This window comes from Paenibacillus sp. Z6-24 (genome assembly GCF_054161335.1).
Genome location: NZ_CP096398.1, coordinates 4474565 through 4490502, shown reverse-complemented (window position 1 = coordinate 4490502; position 15938 = coordinate 4474565). Strand labels below are relative to the sequence as shown.

Below are 15938 nucleotides of genomic sequence, written 5' to 3'. Positions count from 1 at the left end.
GAGAATCAGAATGTCCAATATAACAGCAGAACAGGAAGCGAAGCGTTATTTCAGCCGCGAACTGCTGGCATGGTATGACGAACACAAACGGGATCTGCCCTGGCGGCGCAGCCGGAATCCGTACCATATCTGGATCTCGGAGATTATGCTCCAGCAGACTCGGGTCGATACGGTCATTCCATATTTTCTGCGCTTTGTTGAGAAGTTCCCGACCGTAGAGATTCTGGCGAACGCGCCGGAAGAGGAAGTGCTCAAGTGCTGGGAAGGGCTCGGCTATTATTCGCGTGCCCGTAATATTCAGTCAGCCGCCAAGCAGGTCGTGGAGCGTCACGGCGGCATCGTACCGGATACGCCGGAAGAGATCTCCGCACTGAAGGGAATCGGTCCATATACGGCGGGCGCTGTGCTCAGTATCGCCTACAACGTACCTGTGCCTGCCGTCGACGGCAACGTGATGCGGGTGCTGTCACGCTATTTTTGCCTGGAGGATGATATTGCCAAGAATCCGACCCGGATCAAAATGGAAAAGCTGGCCGGCGAGTTAATTCCTGCCGGCAGAGCCTCCGATTTCAATCAGGCGCTGATGGAACTCGGCGCGCTGATCTGTACGCCCAAGTCGCCGCACTGCCTGACCTGTCCGGTCATGAAGCATTGCAAAGGACGAATTAACGGAATGGAAGAGCAGCTGCCGATCAAGACCAAGGCCAAGCCTCCGCGTCCGGAGCATCGTCTGCTGGCGGTGATCGAGGGCGAAGGGGAACATGCGGGTAAAGTGTTGATTCGTCAGCGTCCGGCGACAGGACTGCTCGCACGCATGTGGGAACTGCCGCATGTTATCGCGGAAGAATCCAAAAAAGCTGGCGCCGGTGCCGATCTATCCGAAGAAGCAGCCATGCAGCGGCTGAGTCAGGCGCTGCACAATGAAGGCGTGGATATACGGCCGGGTGAAGCATGGATGACTGCAGAGCATACATTTAGCCATATTCAGTGGTATATGCGTGTGTTCCTCTGCACCGAAGTGAATACATCCGCTGACCAGGCAGCATCAACTGCAGCCGACAATGCATCTGCGAATACGAATGCCGACGTATCCGTAAAGGATGCAGACCCATCGGCCATTCATACGGATGCCAAGCCATCTCGCGGTACCCGTCAGCCGCAGGTGAGCAAGATGCAGGAGCTGGAACAGGGTACGCTTGATATTAAGCTCTCGGGCACAACCCCGGAGAGCCTGGAGAATATCCGCCAGCAGCTGGCCGTCAGCGCGGCGACCGACATGCTGGACAAGATCGGCCACGTTGCCGAGCAGCAGGAAGTCTATACGGCCGTACCGAGCACACTGCTTGGTGAAGCCTTTGACTATGATTACCGCTGGATCAGCCGGGAAGATATGGAGAAGTACGCGTTTCCCAATCTGTTCCTGAAGATTCTGCAGCAGTATTTTAACGAGAAATAGAGTGTAATATAACATGGTCCTGCCGAGTACAAACGGCAGGGCTTTTTGCGCCCAATCATGCTGTAATCGAATGTATAGATATCGTTAGATGATAGCGCAGGCTGTGAGAAATGATTAACCGGCGGCGGAGCCGGGTACTCGATGAGTAAGAGAGATAGCGGAACAGCCTGTACCGATGCGCCGATCCGCGATGAGGAGGGAGATTTATGTCCAGAACAATAGCCATGGTCAAAGGCACCATATGGGCGCCGGAGCGCAAGTTGTATCGTGATCCGCTGACCGGTGTGCAGGTGCATCAGCTGACTGACTATAGAGGTCATAGCCGGCATCTGCATTTTACCCAAAACGGTCTGTATGACGAAGGCAGACGTCTGCTGTTTGTGTCCGACAGAGACAACAGCGCCAATCTGTTCTCAATCCATCTGGGTACCGGAGAGATGACGCAGCTGACTACGTATACCAATAACGACGAGCTGGGCGTCTGCCTGACACCGGATGGACAGCAGGCACTGGTGCAAAAGGAAAACACCATCTCGCTGCTGGATCTGACCTCTTTTCGCGAGCGGGTCAAATACCGCTGTCCCGAAGGCTTCCGGATGGGCAATATCAGCTGCACAGCGGATGGCGAATCGGTACTGACATGTATCTGGAAGAATCATTGGTCCGGGATAGATTATGAAGATATTCATCGTCCTGGATCAGAGGCACCTCAGCTGTTCAGCCAGATCATAGCGATCGATATACAGACGGGACGATCGGAGGTCATCTACGAGGAGCCAAGCGTCATTACACATGTTGATGCTTCGCCCGTGCATCCCTGGTTGCTGACCTTTTGCCGTGAAGGCCCATGGACTCAGGTTGATCACCGCATCTGGGGAATGGACCGGCGCACCGGCGGCGTCTGGCCGATCCGTACAAGAGTGGAACCGGATGAGTTTGTAGAAGATGGGCATTTCCTGCACGACGGCGAGACGATCGGTTACCACGGAATACGTTCGGATGGCACATCCTTCTGGGGCAGCATTCGCTACGATAACTCCAACCGACAGGAGCAACTCATCCCATTTGCCATCTGGCATGCCTACCTGGACAGCCAGCACCAGACCATCACAGACGGCCAGGCCGAAGTGCAGACCCTGAACCTCTGGAGACGGCGTCCCAATGGAGCTTATGACGGTCCACGCATACTATGCGAACTGAAGTGCAGCTTCCATTCGAATAAAGTCCATTCCCACCCCATCATCCCCCCCGGCGGCGGCCGCCTCTTCTACACCAGCGACCGCACCGGCTACGCCAATATCTACATGATCGAACTCCCCGACGACATTACCACACTGCCTCTATGGCAGCCATAAAAGCACAAGGGGGAAAGAAGAGGAATAAAGCAGCACACAACCGTATGAAGCTGCTTTATTCCTCTTGCGTTTGCTTTGTGCTGACTTAACCGGAGGACGTGCTCTCATTCCTTTTCGGAGTGGAGTGCTGCCATCCGCATTGCCAAACTGAATATCAACAGCCACCTCCAAATGGCAGCAAAAACAGCACAAAACAGCAAAAAAGCTGCCTATAAACTATAGGCAGCCTTCTGCTCATCACCGAGTAAACACTGCCGTATAAGCAGCCTGCCCAATGATGCAATATATCGTTGCTGTTAAGTAAGAAAGGGGATCTTCCGATTACTTCGCAGCAGTGTAACGTGCGTTTACAGCGTCCCAGTTTACTACATTCCAGAAAGCGGAGATGTAATCAGGACGTTTGTTTTGATATTTCAGGTAGTAAGCGTGCTCCCATACGTCCAGACCGAGCAGTGGAGTCAGACCTTCCATTACCGGGCTGTCCTGGTTGGCAGTGCTTGTGATTGCCAGTTTGCCGTCTTTGTCGACAACCAGCCAAGCCCAGCCGCTGCCGAAACGAGTTGTAGCCGCTTTGGCGAAATCTTCTTTGAATTTGTCGAAGCCGCCCAGTTCGCTGTCGATTGCAGCTGCCAGTTCACCAGTAGGTGCGCCGCCAGCGTCAGGACCGATAACTTCCCAGAACAGGCTGTGGTTGTGATGTCCGCCACCGTTGTTGCGTACGGCTGTACGGATACTTTCAGGTACACTGTTCAGGTCGCTGATCAGTTCATCCAGGCTTTTGCTTTGTAGTTCAGGAGCGCTTTCCAGAGCAGCGTTCAAGTTGGTTACGTATGTGTTATGGTGACGATCGTGGTGAATCATCATCGTTTGTTCGTCGATGTGGGGTTCCAGAGCGTTGTTAGGATACGGTAATGCTGGTAATTCGAATGCCATCGTAAAATACCTCCTGAGATTTGGATTGGGGATACCGATAAAAGAAGTCCCCTATGTAGATAAACATGTTACTGTCTCTATTAAACCGTATATTTCAGACTAAAGCAACATTTGTGTTTAGAAAGTCCATGGGGCGCGGGATGCAGGGGATTTTATTTTTATTTGGATTTACCTCTAATGAGGTGTTTTGTACTCTGCCTTTATATTTTTGCACTTCCATTTATAGATAAGCTTGATCTACAGACAGCATTTCGCCAATTACGCTTTAAGTAGAAAAAGAAAGTGCTCTGTAAAAGGAATGGGTAAATGCACATAAACCGTACTATTTCGGTAAAGCTAGAATTTTACATACGTCCGGCGTCCTTTTTTTATCGACATAATATAAGCCATATTTCTTAATTATGACAAAAAGTATAGTGACATGATCATGGTAGTGTTATACTTATATGTGTTGCTAATATAATTTCAATTTGAGATGTCATTTTTGTGGTGAATATTTATTCGATATGATCGATATTCATGCACTGCAAAGATTTTAACAACAATTGTATATTACTGAAGCGATTTGGCGAAAAACGGAGATATAAAGCGCTTTCACAAGAAAAGTGATGTAATTCCGCGAAAGTTGTGGTTTAATTAACATTGAGATTATATTGTGCAATTATTTGCGCTTTTTTGCCGTCTTATCGTCTTCCTGTACAGCAGGATTTTACAGAACTCTTTATGTAGGGCGTATGGGGTAGTATGCGCAAATGTCCTTCTTTTTTTGTGTTGTAGCATGATTGTCAGGGGTTATTAACGAAACGGTGTTTATCAAGCTGATGAAAAGGGAGTTTGGATCATGAAAATTCGTTCCTTTAAGCTAAGTGATTTGAACCTTGTGAAGGAGCTGCTTCAGGTAGCTCTGTCGGAAGAATGCTATGAGCATACAATGGGACCATTTGCGAGACAATTGTCCTGGGATTCCGAGCTGATTATGGTTGCGGAGCAGGGAGAAGAAATTATTGGCTTGTTAATTGGTACGATTGACCGCAATTTCGGTTGTTATTACCGTATTGCTGTTCATCCGGATATGAGAGGCAAAGGAATCGGCAAAGCGCTGGTCGCAGCTATGGAGAAACGTTTCCAGCAGCGTAATGTCAGCGGAATTATGATCGCAGGAGACGAGCATAACGAGGCGGTAATGCCACTTTATGCAGCTCTGGGCTATGATGAGAGCAAAATTCTTCGTACGTACGAGAAGTTGAGCATTGTAGCAGCTAACGCATAATATTATAGAGATAACTTAGAAGATAACTACAGATTAGAATCATACTGTTTTGTATATATGGACACATCTTGCCTTCCGGCCTAGTGGGGGATGCAGATGTGTTTTTCTATTTTTTAAACGTATTTCCAGTTGGATCAGGTATAATGGAAATGGAACCCTGTTTTCGGGCAACCGGACAATCAGTGCTCCATGGACGATCTGTACTACTGGCGAAAGATAAATATGGATCATGGAACAATGATCCATCCATTATTATAGTGTCTATCGTCTGCTTCTAATACGATCGACAAAAGTACAAACACAGTATAAAACCTATAAATAGTAAGCCGGCATCCGTCGGCAGGAGGTGACAGTGAGTGACGCAGCAGCAACAGACGATGCCAAGCCCGACGACAACAAGATGGGAACAGCTTAAGCTTGAGATCAAGGAAGCTGCGCCATCGCTGGGAATTGACGATATTGGCTTTACGACTGCGGACCCCTTTTTGTTCCTCAAGGAAGTGCTGGAGGAACACCGACGCAAAGGGTACGAATCCGGATTCGAAGAACCGGATCTGGAGAAAAGAATCAACCCGTCATTAACCCTGGAAGGCGCACGTTCGATCATCGCCATCTCGGTGACTTATCATTCCAAAATGGAAAATCCTCCGCGCTCGGAGCCCGGTCAGTACCGGGGCATTATGGCGCGCTCGGCCTGGGGCCGGGATTATCATCATGTGCTGCGTGACCGGATGCAGCGGCTGGAAGACTTTATCCATGAACGGGTACCGGAGGCACGGATCGAGAGCATGGTCGATACCGGCGCACTCTCGGACCGGGCGGTTGCCCAGCGCGCGGGAATCGGCTTTTTCGGCAAAAATTGTGCGGTGATCTCGCCGACGCTCGGTTCATGGATATTCCTCGGTGACATGATCACCGATATTCCGTTTCCGCCGGATACGCCGGTGACCGAGGACTGCGGCACATGCACCAAATGCATTGATGCCTGCCCGACCGGCGCACTGGTCGGACCGGGACAGCTCAATTCGCAGATCTGTGTATCCTTTCTGACGCAGACCAAGGGAATGCTGTCGGACGAACATATGCGCAAGATCGGCAACCGGCTGTACGGCTGTGATACCTGCCAGATCGTCTGCCCCAAAAACAAAGGCAAGCACTGGAACCATCAGGAAGACCTGCGTCCTGATCCGGAAAAAGCCAAGCCGCTGCTGCTGCCGATGCTTGACCTGAGCAATAAGGAGTTCAAGCAGGAGTTTGGCGATACGTCAGCGGCCTGGCGCGGCAAAAATCCAATTCAGCGCAATGCGATTATCGCGCTCGGCAATTTCAAGGATAAAAGTGCAGTACCGCGTCTGACCGAAATGCTGCTCAAGGATGTACGTCCGATGATTCGTGGCACGATCGCCTGGGCCCTTAGCCGAATTGGCGGTCCGGATGCTCTGGCTGCAGTAGGACAGGCCCTGGAACGCGAACAGGAACAGGACGTTATCGATCGATTGATCGAAGCGAAAAGGATACTGGAGGAGGAATCCGAATGACCGATGCACCTCATGCAGCGAATATGCTGCCCCCGAATCTGCAGCAGCCGACGACACTGTATTATGCCGAAATGGATTCACCTGTCGGCCCGGTGACACTGCTGCAATCGGCAGATGGATTATGTCATCTGGAATTCCGTTCGTACACCGAGGCGCAGCCCGGGCTATCCGCCTGGTCCCGCCGCTGGTATGGAGAACATGAGCATGTGCATTCACCGTCACAGCTGAGTGAAGCCGTGCATCAGCTGGGGCAGTACTTTGCTGGAGAGCGGCGTGAATTTGATCTGCCGTTGGATCTGCGGGGAACGGACTTTCAGCGTCAGGTCTGGCAGGCACTGCAGGTGATCCCATATGGTGAGGTGGTCTCGTACAAATGGATCGCTGCCCATATTGGCAGTCCGTCTGCCGTACGTGCTGTCGGGGGAGCGAATAACCGGAATCCGGTCTCGGTCATCGTACCGTGCCACCGGGTGATCGGCATGAATGGTCAGCTCGTCGGATACGGTGGCGGACTGCACCGCAAGGAGCTTCTGCTGGAGTTGGAGGGATATGCACGCCAGGCGGTGCTTTTCTAAATAAAGGAATCGGCGGCTTTGAATCTTCTCGCTTGAATCCGGATCAATGAAATGAAGTATCTATCATTGTAAGCCAAAGGGGATTGCTGATGAGGTACGTGAGTATAGACAATGTAGAGACCGGACAGCATTTGGGGAAATCCGTTTATTCCAGTAATGGTACAATCCTGCTGTCGGCAGGAGTGCAGTTGACGGTATTTATGATTAACACACTGAACCGGATCGGCGTTACGATGATCTACATTCAGGATGATCAGTTCCCCGATGTGGAGCCGGAAGAGATTCTGAGTGAGGCGACCAAGCAGCATATGATCCGGGAGATGAGCGATACCTTTGATGCGGTGCGGTCAGGTAAGGACTGGAGCCCCGCCCGGATTACGCTCAGCGTCGAGAATCTGCTGGAGGATATACTGGGCGCGCGCGAAGTACAGGTGCAGCTGACCGATATCAAGACAGCCGATAATGCTCGTTATCTACATGGCATGAACGTCTGCTTGCTGTCTGCGATTATCGGCATGAATACCGGTATGAACCAGCAGCAGCTGCGTGATCTGGCAATTGGGGCACTGCTGCATGATGTGGGCAAAGTGTCCGGCAGTGAAGCTTTTGACGTGATTCCGGGTTCCAAAATGCATCATACCTGGAGAGGATTCGAGCTCATCAAGTCCAAGCGGGATTTCAATCTGATGATTGCGCATGTGGCGCTGCAGCATCATGAACGAATGGATGGCACGGGACAGCCGCGCGGTCTGAATCATGAGGAGATCCACCGTTATGCCCGGATTGTGACGATCGCCAATACGTATGATAATCTGATCACATCCAAGGAGCACGGCGGCAAGGGACTGCTGCCGCATGAAGCCTGTGAAGAGATGATGGCACTGTCCGGTACGGCGCTGGATCATGATCTGCTGGTGGAATTTAACCGGATCATTTCCATTTATCCGAACGGTACCGGCGTACGATTGTCCACGCGGGAGACCGGAGTTGTAGTGAGCCAGCACCGCGGACTGCCGGGGCGTCCGGTGGTGCGGATCGTGCGCGGCAGCGGGGATTCGCTGGATGTCAAAGAGATCGATCTGGCGAATGCTACAACCGTTTTCATTGAAGCGGTAATGAATTAGACAAGATGCAATATCCACTTTGAAAATGTTTGCTAGAGCAGGCGGTAAAATGGTATGATAAGTGCTGTTCATGCCTGCAACGGCAAGGAAAGCCATGGGTTTTCCCAGAACGAAATACAATGAATATACAGGGGTGGCACTTATTATGTGGTGGAACTGGGTCATACCTATCGTGACTCTTATCGTGGGTCTCGTCGGGGGCTTCTTCATTGGCGCATATTACCTGCGCAAACAACTGGAAAAAATGCAAAGCGATCCGCAGATGATGCAGAAAATGGCCAAGCAAATGGGCTATAACCTGAATCCGAAGCAGATGCAGCAAGCACAGCAAATGATGAAAAACGGCGGCGCTCCCAAAAAAGGCGCCAAGCCACAAATGCCTCCAATGGGTCGTGGCAATCAGGGCAAGCGTAGAAGATAATTACATGACAGGCATCAGTACATGAAGGCCTTGAGTGTGGAAGGAGGTCAGCATGGCTGGAATTAAGGATTATACCAACCTGAAGGTCGCAGCACATCGCGACCAGATTGAATATCATATCAAGGAAATTCTCAACCTGATCGGTGAAGATACCGAGCGGGAAGGATTGCTGGAGACGCCTGCACGGGTAACACGGATGTATGAGGAGATTTTTGCCGGATACAGCGTGGACCCGCGCGAGGCGCTGGGCGTTACTTTTGACGAGAATCATCAGGAGATGGTCATCGTCAAGGATATCGTCTACTATAGCCAGTGCGAACATCATATGGCCCCATTCTTCGGCAAAGTCCACATTGGCTATGTACCGAGCGGCAAAATCGCCGGTCTGAGCAAATTCGCCCGTCTGGTCGAAGCGGTTACCCGCCGCCTCCAGGTACAGGAGCGCATTACGAGCCAGATCGCTGATATTCTCGACGAAGTACTGAAGCCAACCGGTGTAATGGTTGTCGTTGAAGGTGAACATCTGTGCATGTGTGCACGTGGTGTCAAAAAGCCGGGCAGCAAGACGATCACGTCGGCTGTACGCGGCGGATTCCGGAATGATGCGCCGCTGCGCGCAGAGTTCCTGTCGTTGATCAAGGATCACTAGGTTCTGAATGGCTGAATAGCTGAATCATCCAAACAAACAAATAGGCAGGCAGTCGTTATCCGCGGCTGCCTGCTTTTTTATATTCGGGTGTGCCTGATATCACTGCGGGTACAAATAGGGTGGTATAGCATGGAGAACCAGTGGGTATATTTTAATCAAAGGCTTGCTCAAAGCTTGCTTTGTAGATTAGACTCTTATGCAAGGTTATTACAGACAGCCTGCTACACATAAGAATAGGACGAGTGGAGGAGATTATATGGAAATACGTGAATTTCTGGACCAGAGGCTGACCGAGCTGAACGATGAAGAGAAGACAGCTTTTATCAAGGAAGTGTGCCTGATTCTATACAACCGCAACAATTCGGATCTGATCGTCCGTGCCAAAGTCAATGAGCTGGTACAGCGTTACGAACTGGCTCAGCAGCAGTAATAGGGTGGTCCATTTCAAATATTGGCGTACTCCTCTCCGGTTTGGAGGGGAGTATTTGCTTTGTCCGGCGGCCGTTCTGGTTGAAGGTTACCCTTTCATGCGCTGGATCGCGTGGCGGCTTTGCTCCAGGTAATCCAGCGAACGATGATACCTGCTCGATGATGTGCTGGATGGAGTCTGCGGGATGAATCTCCTGATAACCGCCAATAGGAGATTCATCCCGTAGATCGCCGGCGACTTTGAGCATCAGCTCCTGATAGCCTTTGAATCCGGCAGATTTGCACAGCCGGATAACCGCAGCCCAGTTCCCGCCGTTCTGCTCGGCGAGCTGGGCCACAGACAGACCAACCAGCTGTCGGGGATGCTCCAGAATAAAGCTGGCTACTTTGCGTTCGGAAGGGGGATTGTCCCGATGATTTCATACAGTCTCACTCATCCTCCATTCATAAGGCTGCTCCTTTGCCGATGGTTTGTAGGTTGAGTCGCAGCAGTTTGCGTAAGCGGATAAAAGATTTTATGTACGCTATCCAGTATCCGTCAGATCACTCAAAGCCTTGGAAACGGCAGTATGGAAGTCCCTGCGCAGCTGCTGGATCGACTGCTGGCGTCCATAATGTACCCGGTTCGTCAGCAGTACGATCGCCAGCTGCTGCCGAGGGTCGATCTGAATGCTCGTTCCCGTAAATCCGGTATGACCGAAGGCAGTTGAAGAAAGGCAAGGACCCGATACGTCCGTCTCGTCGCCTTGGAGTACCCAACCGAGTCCTCGCCGGATTCCGGGAAGGGCGGGTGTCTGGGTCGATATAGCTTCCTCCACAAGCTGGTTTGACAGAGAGAGTACAGTGGCTGAACGTTCCTTGGACAGCTGCAGCGGGATAATCGGTGCAGTATGAGTCATGGCTTCCAGCCAGTATTGGGCATAACGCAGCAGATCACCGGCAGTGGAAAATAACCCTGCATGCCCGCATATACCGCCCAGCGCCCGTGCATTCTCATCGTGCACGATGCCCTGCAAATAGGTGCCTGTGTATGTATCATATTCGGTCGCAGCGATTGCTGCGGTTTTGCTTTTCCCCGGTGTGAACAGGCTGTGCTTCATCTGCAGCGGATCGAAAATAGACCGGGCTGCCCCTTCCGCCAGAGTTAGGCCGGTAATCCGGGTAAACAGCTCCCCGAGCAGCATAAATCCCGGATCACTGTACACCCGTGCCTGTCCGGCTGTATAGGCTGGCGGCATCTGGCTGATCTCCTCAATGACTTCGGGTATTGTCCGGATGGAGGAGTGGAAATCTCCGATTGCAGGCAGTCCCGAAGTATGGCTGAGCAGCTGCCGAATCGTAATCTGCCGGTGTGGACCTGATCGGAGTTCGAGGAGGTGCGCTGATGCTGGCTGATCCAGCTCTATCATGCCACGCTGAATGAGTGTCAGAATCAGAGGCAGCGTAACGGCCACTTTGGTAAGCGAAGCACAGTCATATACAGTGTCTGTATGGACAGGGATCTGCTGCTCGGCTGTATCGACTGCCAGACCACCTGCCTGATGCCAGGTGTGTCCCTGCCAGTATACAGCAGCCGAAGCACCCGGAATGAGCCGCTGATGGCAAGCAGTATACAGTGGTTCCCACATGCGGTTCAGCTGCTGCAGCTGCTCGGATGTTAACGGAGGCGCAGTTGCACGCGCCTGATGTATGGCTGGTGCTGAGTGTATATGTTCATTCACGGTATTCCCTCCATGAGCCGGCGTGTAAATTGTTGCATACAACAGTGAGCTTTAAGCAGAATAATATGTTGAATGTTGAATGTTGAATGTTGAATGTTGAATGTTGAATGTTGAATGTTGAATGTTGAATGTTGAACTGGAGTCAACATTTTTATCCAATTGGAGCAATAAGAAGGTCAGAGATTAATTGTATCAAAGTGTTACTATATTGTTAATTAATATAATCTCATCACCAGTGCTATGTCATCCAAATTATACATTTAAAAATCATAATCTAAAATAAGCTTAAAAATTTAACATATAATTTCAAAAACAGACATTAAGCTATTTTTAAACGTGCTATAATGAACCCGAATTATACCTGTATGTCAAATTTTATTACAGTAAAGTGATAGATCTGCTGTGAATAAAACATAAGGGATGAGCATATGGAATATGTGATCGGTATCGATGGCGGCGGCACGACAACAACAGCAGTCGCGCTGGATATGCAGGGTACGCTGCTGGGCCGGGCAGAGGGGCAGGGAAGCAATCCCAAGTCTGCTGCCGGGACCGAATATATGGAAAATATACATAATGTCATCTCGAGGCTGTTGGATCATGGTTCATTGCAGTTGGCGCACTGCCGCGGAATAGGAGCAGGGCTGGCGGGTATCTATACTCCCGAAGAATGTGCAGCCGGGGAACAGCAGCTATGCCGATACTGGCAGGAACGAGGACAAGCCGCTCCGGCTGTTCGGGTCGTAAGTGATGCGGAGACTGCGCTGACTGCCGCTTTTGGTACCAATCTTGGGATTGTGGCGATTGCAGGTACCGGTTCGATGGTTCTGGGGGTGCTGCCTGACGGTCAACGGGTGCGTGCCGGGGGCTGGGGACATATTCTCGGGGATCAGGGCAGCGGCTATGCGATCGGCCAGCGAACACTGCAGACGGTGATGCTCGGATATGATGGCATTTTACCGGTGAGCGGGCTTACGGAGATGGTGCTGCACTATTATGGAGCCAGGGCGCCGGAAGATCTGCGCCGGATCATGTATCAGACGCACATTGGCAAGCGGCAGATTGCAGCCGCCGCCAGACTTTGTATACATGCGGGACAAGCGGGAGACGAGCTGGCACAGCAGATCATCCGGCAGGCGGCCGGGGATATGGCGGTATTTGTGATGGCTCTGCTGAACCGGCATCCACAGCTGGAACAGACAGGCATTGCGGTGGCGGGTTCGATATTCCGGTATTCGGAACTGTACTTGGAGACATTTATCCGGCAGCTGCAGCAGAACCGTAATCCTGTGCCATCGGTGCGAATGGCTGAACAGGAAGCGGTGTACGGGGCAGTTACCCTGATCATAAACAAGCTGGCGGAAAAGAAACATTTCATGGAACCGGGAGGAGAATAAAAGATGAATCCATCATTAGGCAGGCTGCTGACCGAGCAGCAAAATCCGCGTACGATCGGGATCGACAGCATGACAGCGGAACAGATTCTGAGAGTGATTCATCAGGAAGACCGAACGGTACCGGCTGCGGTGGAGCGCTGTATTCCCGAGATTGCCAGAGCAGTCGAGGCGATCACGGATAGCTTTCGCAGTGGCGGCAGATTGCTGTACGCAGGTGCAGGAACGAGCGGCCGACTGGGCATTCTGGATGCGGCCGAATGCCCGCCTACCTATGGAAGCGATTCCGAGCAGGTGATTGGCCTGATTGCCGGAGGTACCCGGGCGATCCAGCAGGCTGTCGAAGGCGCGGAAGACAATCCACAGCTGGGACGCCAGGATATATGTGACTATCAGGTATCTGACCGGGATGTCGTCGTCGGCATCGCTGCCAGCGGCCGGACGCCGTATGTACTTGGAGCGATGCAGGAGGCCCGGGAACGCGGTGCCATCGTCGTCGGCATCAGTAACAATCCCGATTCGGAAATGGGCCGGATCGCTGCTATTATGATCGAAGCGGTCACCGGCCCGGAGGCTATTCTCGGCTCTACACGCATGAAGGCCGGCACAGCCCAGAAATTGATCCTCAATATGCTGACCACAGCTTCGATGATCCGCAGCGGTAAAGTGTATCGTAATCTGATGGTGGATATGCAGCCGACCAATGAAAAGCTGGCTATTCGTGCCCGCCGGCTGATTCAGCTGGCGACCGAAGCGGAAGATGAGATTGTGGAGAAGGCCTATACGGCTGCCAAGGGTCATGTGAAGACTGCAATCGTCATGATCCTGCTGCAAATGGATGCCGAGCCTGCAGCAGAACTGCTTCAGAGCAGCAGCGGCATAGTCCGTCAGGCGATTGATGGACACGGCAGATAAATCGCTGTGTATAGGCACCATAGAAATCAAATGCTGCGTACAGGCATCATGGACTTTTACTTATTTCATTACAGGCGCCTGCACATCTGCGGGCGCTTTTGCTATGGGTTGTGTTCCGCTATAGCTCTGCAAAGAGAACTGGTATAATGATAAGAAATGCATTTAATTCAGATAAAATATAGATAAGACGAAACTGTTGGAAACGGAGGGAGCAGATTGACAGATAATCAGCAGATACAGCCCACAGGAAAGGGGGCGGAGGAGATGCAGCGGCCGGAGGGACTGGCGCAAGCCATATGGTATGAGACACCGCTGCTGAGCCGGGAAGTACCGGTGCTTCAGCCGCTGGCTTGGGAAGAATTAATGTGCCGCCGGGTCGGTGCCGGCCATCCGCCGGTGGTCCACATGTGGCGGCATACAGACGGAATGACCATCGGTCTGCGGGATCGCCGGCTGTCGAATGCCGCAGCTGCGATGCAGCAGATTCAGCAGGAAGGGACCTCGATCTGTGTACGTCCTTCCGGCGGGGCAGCCGTACCGCTGCATCCGGGTATACTGAATCTGTCGATCATTTTGCCGAATCCAAAGCATAGAATCAATATTCATGACGATTTCAAATTCATGGCGGAGTGGATCAGCCGGGCGGTCTATCCATGGATCAGGGATGTGCATACAGGCGAGGTGGATGGCGCCTTTTGCCCCGGAGATTATGACATCAGCATCCACGGCCGCAAGTTCTGCGGGATCGCCCAGCGACGTCAGGCCAAAGCGTATATTATTACGGCCTTTGTCATTGTGGACGGACACGGGGACGAGCTGGCGGCACAGATCCGGCAGTTCTATGAACGGGCATCCGGTCCTGACGATCAGGGCTATCCGGAAGTCCGGCAGGGAACGATGGGCGGGCTGCAAGAGCTGGCAGGTGTCCCATCGGTTGGCGAATACATGACTGAGCTGCAACGGCTGCTTCGTAACGGACAGCAATCGGATCTGCTGGATGGCTCACATGTATTCAGTACGGAAGAACTGGATCAGATGATAGCTTATCTGCATGGACGCTACGACGAATAGACAAACAGGCACAGACAGAGGGCATCACCTGACCGTATCCGCTGTCTCCATTCGGGGTAAAAGTCGTACTGTTCGAACCGGGTTCCTACCGGACTGATATCTGGGGCAAAGGACTGGACAGTATTCATACGGCGCCGGATTCCCCGTATCAGACACAGCTGGAAGCCATACTCCGGTATTCACGCCACTCTGCCGAACATGCTCCGCATCCCCGTCAGGTAGCCGAACTGATCGGACGCATTGTCAACCGCAGACATCCGCGACTGCGCTACCCGATTGGACAGGGCAGCGGTCTGCTCGGGATTGCCCGCAGGCTGCTGCCATGGAGCTGGCTGGAATGGATCATCCGCCGGGCTACAAAATAATTCCAGAAATAAACTTATAATAATGATTAACGCCTCGACCCGAAGGTTAATACTAGAAGGGACATACAACAGCAGCCATACCTGAACACACAACATCCTGTCTGTATGACAACTTTGATAGACAAAAGGTGAGGACATGAATAACACACATAACAGCAAAAACACATATAAAAGCAAAAACTTCGTCGTATGCAGTCAGTGCGGACACCAACTGGAAAATGTACTGGAGCATGTGAAGTACGTATTGAACGGACATTGTGAGCACTGCGAGAGCGCAGGCATTCACTCGGTTGCCAGGCTCAGACGTTCTTCCTGATCATACCGAGAAGGTACAGATCTCACCCGGCGCATATGCGAACCCTAACGAATGGAATGACTAAACATTGAATAGAGCAGCTTCCAGCAGCAATAAGGCATGATCCCTACCGGATATCCGGAGAGATCATGCCTTATTATTTTACAGCTTATTAAATAAGGCGCTGCCTGTGATAGATCTGCACAGCTAAAGGAAACTCCAGCTTTCATGGTGTATGCAGCCATTCGGGAATTGTGCATACACCTATGAAGTTATTGTGCTGTATCGTTCTGCTTTTCGGTATCTTTGGCTGAGCTGCCGTTAGTATCCTTTGCCCGGGTATTACTGTTGGATGAAGAAGTGTTATCCGGATCAGTTGTATCTGTACGGCTGTCTTTTTCCTTTTCCGTAGATTTGCCTGCTTCCG

Annotated in this window: 17 protein-coding genes; 13 read left to right on the top strand and 4 right to left on the bottom strand. The window is 51.6% G+C overall.

Annotated elements, in window-relative coordinates; translation table 11 throughout:
• Positions 1-10: 10 nt before the first annotated feature.
• Together mutY and M1D61_RS19470 are read left to right on the top strand one after the other, a co-directional pair.
• The gene (mutY, locus tag M1D61_RS19475) at positions 11-1456 is read left to right on the top strand and encodes an A/G-specific adenine glycosylase (protein ID WP_458120224.1); all 1446 of its coding nucleotides are present in this window, start codon (positions 11-13) and stop codon (positions 1454-1456) included.
• A gap of 206 nt (positions 1457-1662) precedes the next feature.
• Positions 1663-2811 (top strand): oligogalacturonate lyase family protein, encoded by a 1149-nt coding sequence (locus tag M1D61_RS19470; RefSeq protein ID WP_458120223.1) that lies wholly within the window; start codon positions 1663-1665, stop codon positions 2809-2811.
• A 321-nt stretch (positions 2812-3132) separates the two neighbouring features.
• On the opposite strand, the gene M1D61_RS19465 is transcribed toward M1D61_RS19470, so the two are convergent.
• On the bottom strand, positions 3133-3744 hold the full coding sequence (locus M1D61_RS19465; protein ID WP_458120222.1) for a superoxide dismutase: 612 nt from the start codon (positions 3742-3744) through the stop codon (positions 3133-3135).
• Between the two features lie 841 nt (positions 3745-4585).
• Here M1D61_RS19465 and M1D61_RS19460 point away from each other — a divergent pair.
• The 7 genes from M1D61_RS19460 to M1D61_RS19430 all read left to right on the top strand — a co-directional run bounded on the left by M1D61_RS19460 (position 4586) and on the right by M1D61_RS19430 (position 9751).
• Positions 4586-5014 carry a GNAT family N-acetyltransferase gene (locus M1D61_RS19460; RefSeq protein ID WP_046216355.1) on the top strand — a complete coding sequence of 143 codons (429 nt, stop codon included), beginning with the start codon at positions 4586-4588 and terminating at the stop codon, positions 5012-5014.
• A 356-nt stretch (positions 5015-5370) separates the two neighbouring features.
• Positions 5371-6552, top strand: a complete 1182-nt coding sequence (gene queG, locus M1D61_RS19455; protein ID WP_458120221.1) for a tRNA epoxyqueuosine(34) reductase QueG — start codon at positions 5371-5373, stop codon at positions 6550-6552.
• The gene (locus M1D61_RS19450) at positions 6549-7127 is read left to right on the top strand and encodes a methylated-DNA--[protein]-cysteine S-methyltransferase (protein ID WP_458120220.1); all 579 of its coding nucleotides are present in this window, start codon (positions 6549-6551) and stop codon (positions 7125-7127) included. The genes queG and M1D61_RS19450 overlap by 4 nt, the downstream gene beginning before the upstream one ends.
• Before the next feature lie 89 nt (positions 7128-7216).
• Positions 7217-8251 (top strand): HD-GYP domain-containing protein, encoded by a 1035-nt coding sequence (locus tag M1D61_RS19445; protein WP_458120219.1) that lies wholly within the window; start codon positions 7217-7219, stop codon positions 8249-8251.
• A gap of 145 nt (positions 8252-8396) precedes the next feature.
• Positions 8397-8672, top strand: a complete 276-nt coding sequence (locus M1D61_RS19440) for a YneF family protein (protein WP_046216352.1) — start codon at positions 8397-8399, stop codon at positions 8670-8672.
• Between the two features lie 52 nt (positions 8673-8724).
• Positions 8725-9321 (top strand): GTP cyclohydrolase I FolE, encoded by a 597-nt coding sequence (folE, locus tag M1D61_RS19435; protein WP_046216351.1) that lies wholly within the window; start codon positions 8725-8727, stop codon positions 9319-9321.
• A 256-nt stretch (positions 9322-9577) separates the two neighbouring features.
• A complete protein-coding gene (locus tag M1D61_RS19430) occupies positions 9578-9751 on the top strand; it encodes a hypothetical protein (RefSeq protein ID WP_156075165.1) in 174 nt (57 codons plus the stop codon).
• Here M1D61_RS19430 and M1D61_RS19425 read toward each other — a convergent pair.
• Both M1D61_RS19425 and M1D61_RS19420 read right to left on the bottom strand, forming a co-directional pair.
• Positions 9708-10094 (bottom strand): hypothetical protein, encoded by a 387-nt coding sequence (locus M1D61_RS19425; protein ID WP_458122565.1) that lies wholly within the window; start codon positions 10092-10094, stop codon positions 9708-9710. The genes M1D61_RS19430 and M1D61_RS19425 overlap by 44 nt on opposite strands.
• Positions 10095-10274: 180 nt before the next feature.
• Positions 10275-11471 (bottom strand): serine hydrolase domain-containing protein, encoded by a 1197-nt coding sequence (locus tag M1D61_RS19420; RefSeq protein ID WP_458120218.1) that lies wholly within the window; start codon positions 11469-11471, stop codon positions 10275-10277.
• A gap of 428 nt (positions 11472-11899) precedes the next feature.
• On the opposite strand from M1D61_RS19420, the gene M1D61_RS19415 reads away from it, so the two are divergent.
• From M1D61_RS19415 to M1D61_RS19405, 3 genes are all read left to right on the top strand, one after another.
• On the top strand, positions 11900-12868 hold the full coding sequence (locus M1D61_RS19415) for a BadF/BadG/BcrA/BcrD ATPase family protein (protein WP_458120217.1): 969 nt from the start codon (positions 11900-11902) through the stop codon (positions 12866-12868).
• 3 nt (positions 12869-12871) lie between these two features.
• Positions 12872-13780 carry an N-acetylmuramic acid 6-phosphate etherase gene (gene murQ / locus M1D61_RS19410; RefSeq protein WP_458120216.1) on the top strand — a complete coding sequence of 303 codons (909 nt, stop codon included), beginning with the start codon at positions 12872-12874 and terminating at the stop codon, positions 13778-13780.
• Positions 13781-14044: 264 nt separating this feature from the next.
• Positions 14045-14851 (top strand): lipoate--protein ligase family protein, encoded by an 807-nt coding sequence (locus M1D61_RS19405; RefSeq protein WP_458120215.1) that lies wholly within the window; start codon positions 14045-14047, stop codon positions 14849-14851.
• Positions 14852-15030: 179 nt separating this feature from the next.
• Here the strand turns inward: M1D61_RS19405 and M1D61_RS19400 are convergent, their stop codons facing one another.
• Complete coding sequence (locus tag M1D61_RS19400) at positions 15031-15285, bottom strand: hypothetical protein (protein WP_458120214.1); 255 nt, start codon at positions 15283-15285, stop codon at positions 15031-15033.
• A 67-nt stretch (positions 15286-15352) separates the two neighbouring features.
• Between M1D61_RS19400 and M1D61_RS19395 the strand changes: the two genes are divergently transcribed.
• Positions 15353-15532, top strand: coding sequence for a hypothetical protein (locus tag M1D61_RS19395; protein WP_458120213.1), 180 nt, complete (start codon positions 15353-15355; stop codon positions 15530-15532).
• Positions 15533-15938: the final 406 nt, after the last annotated feature.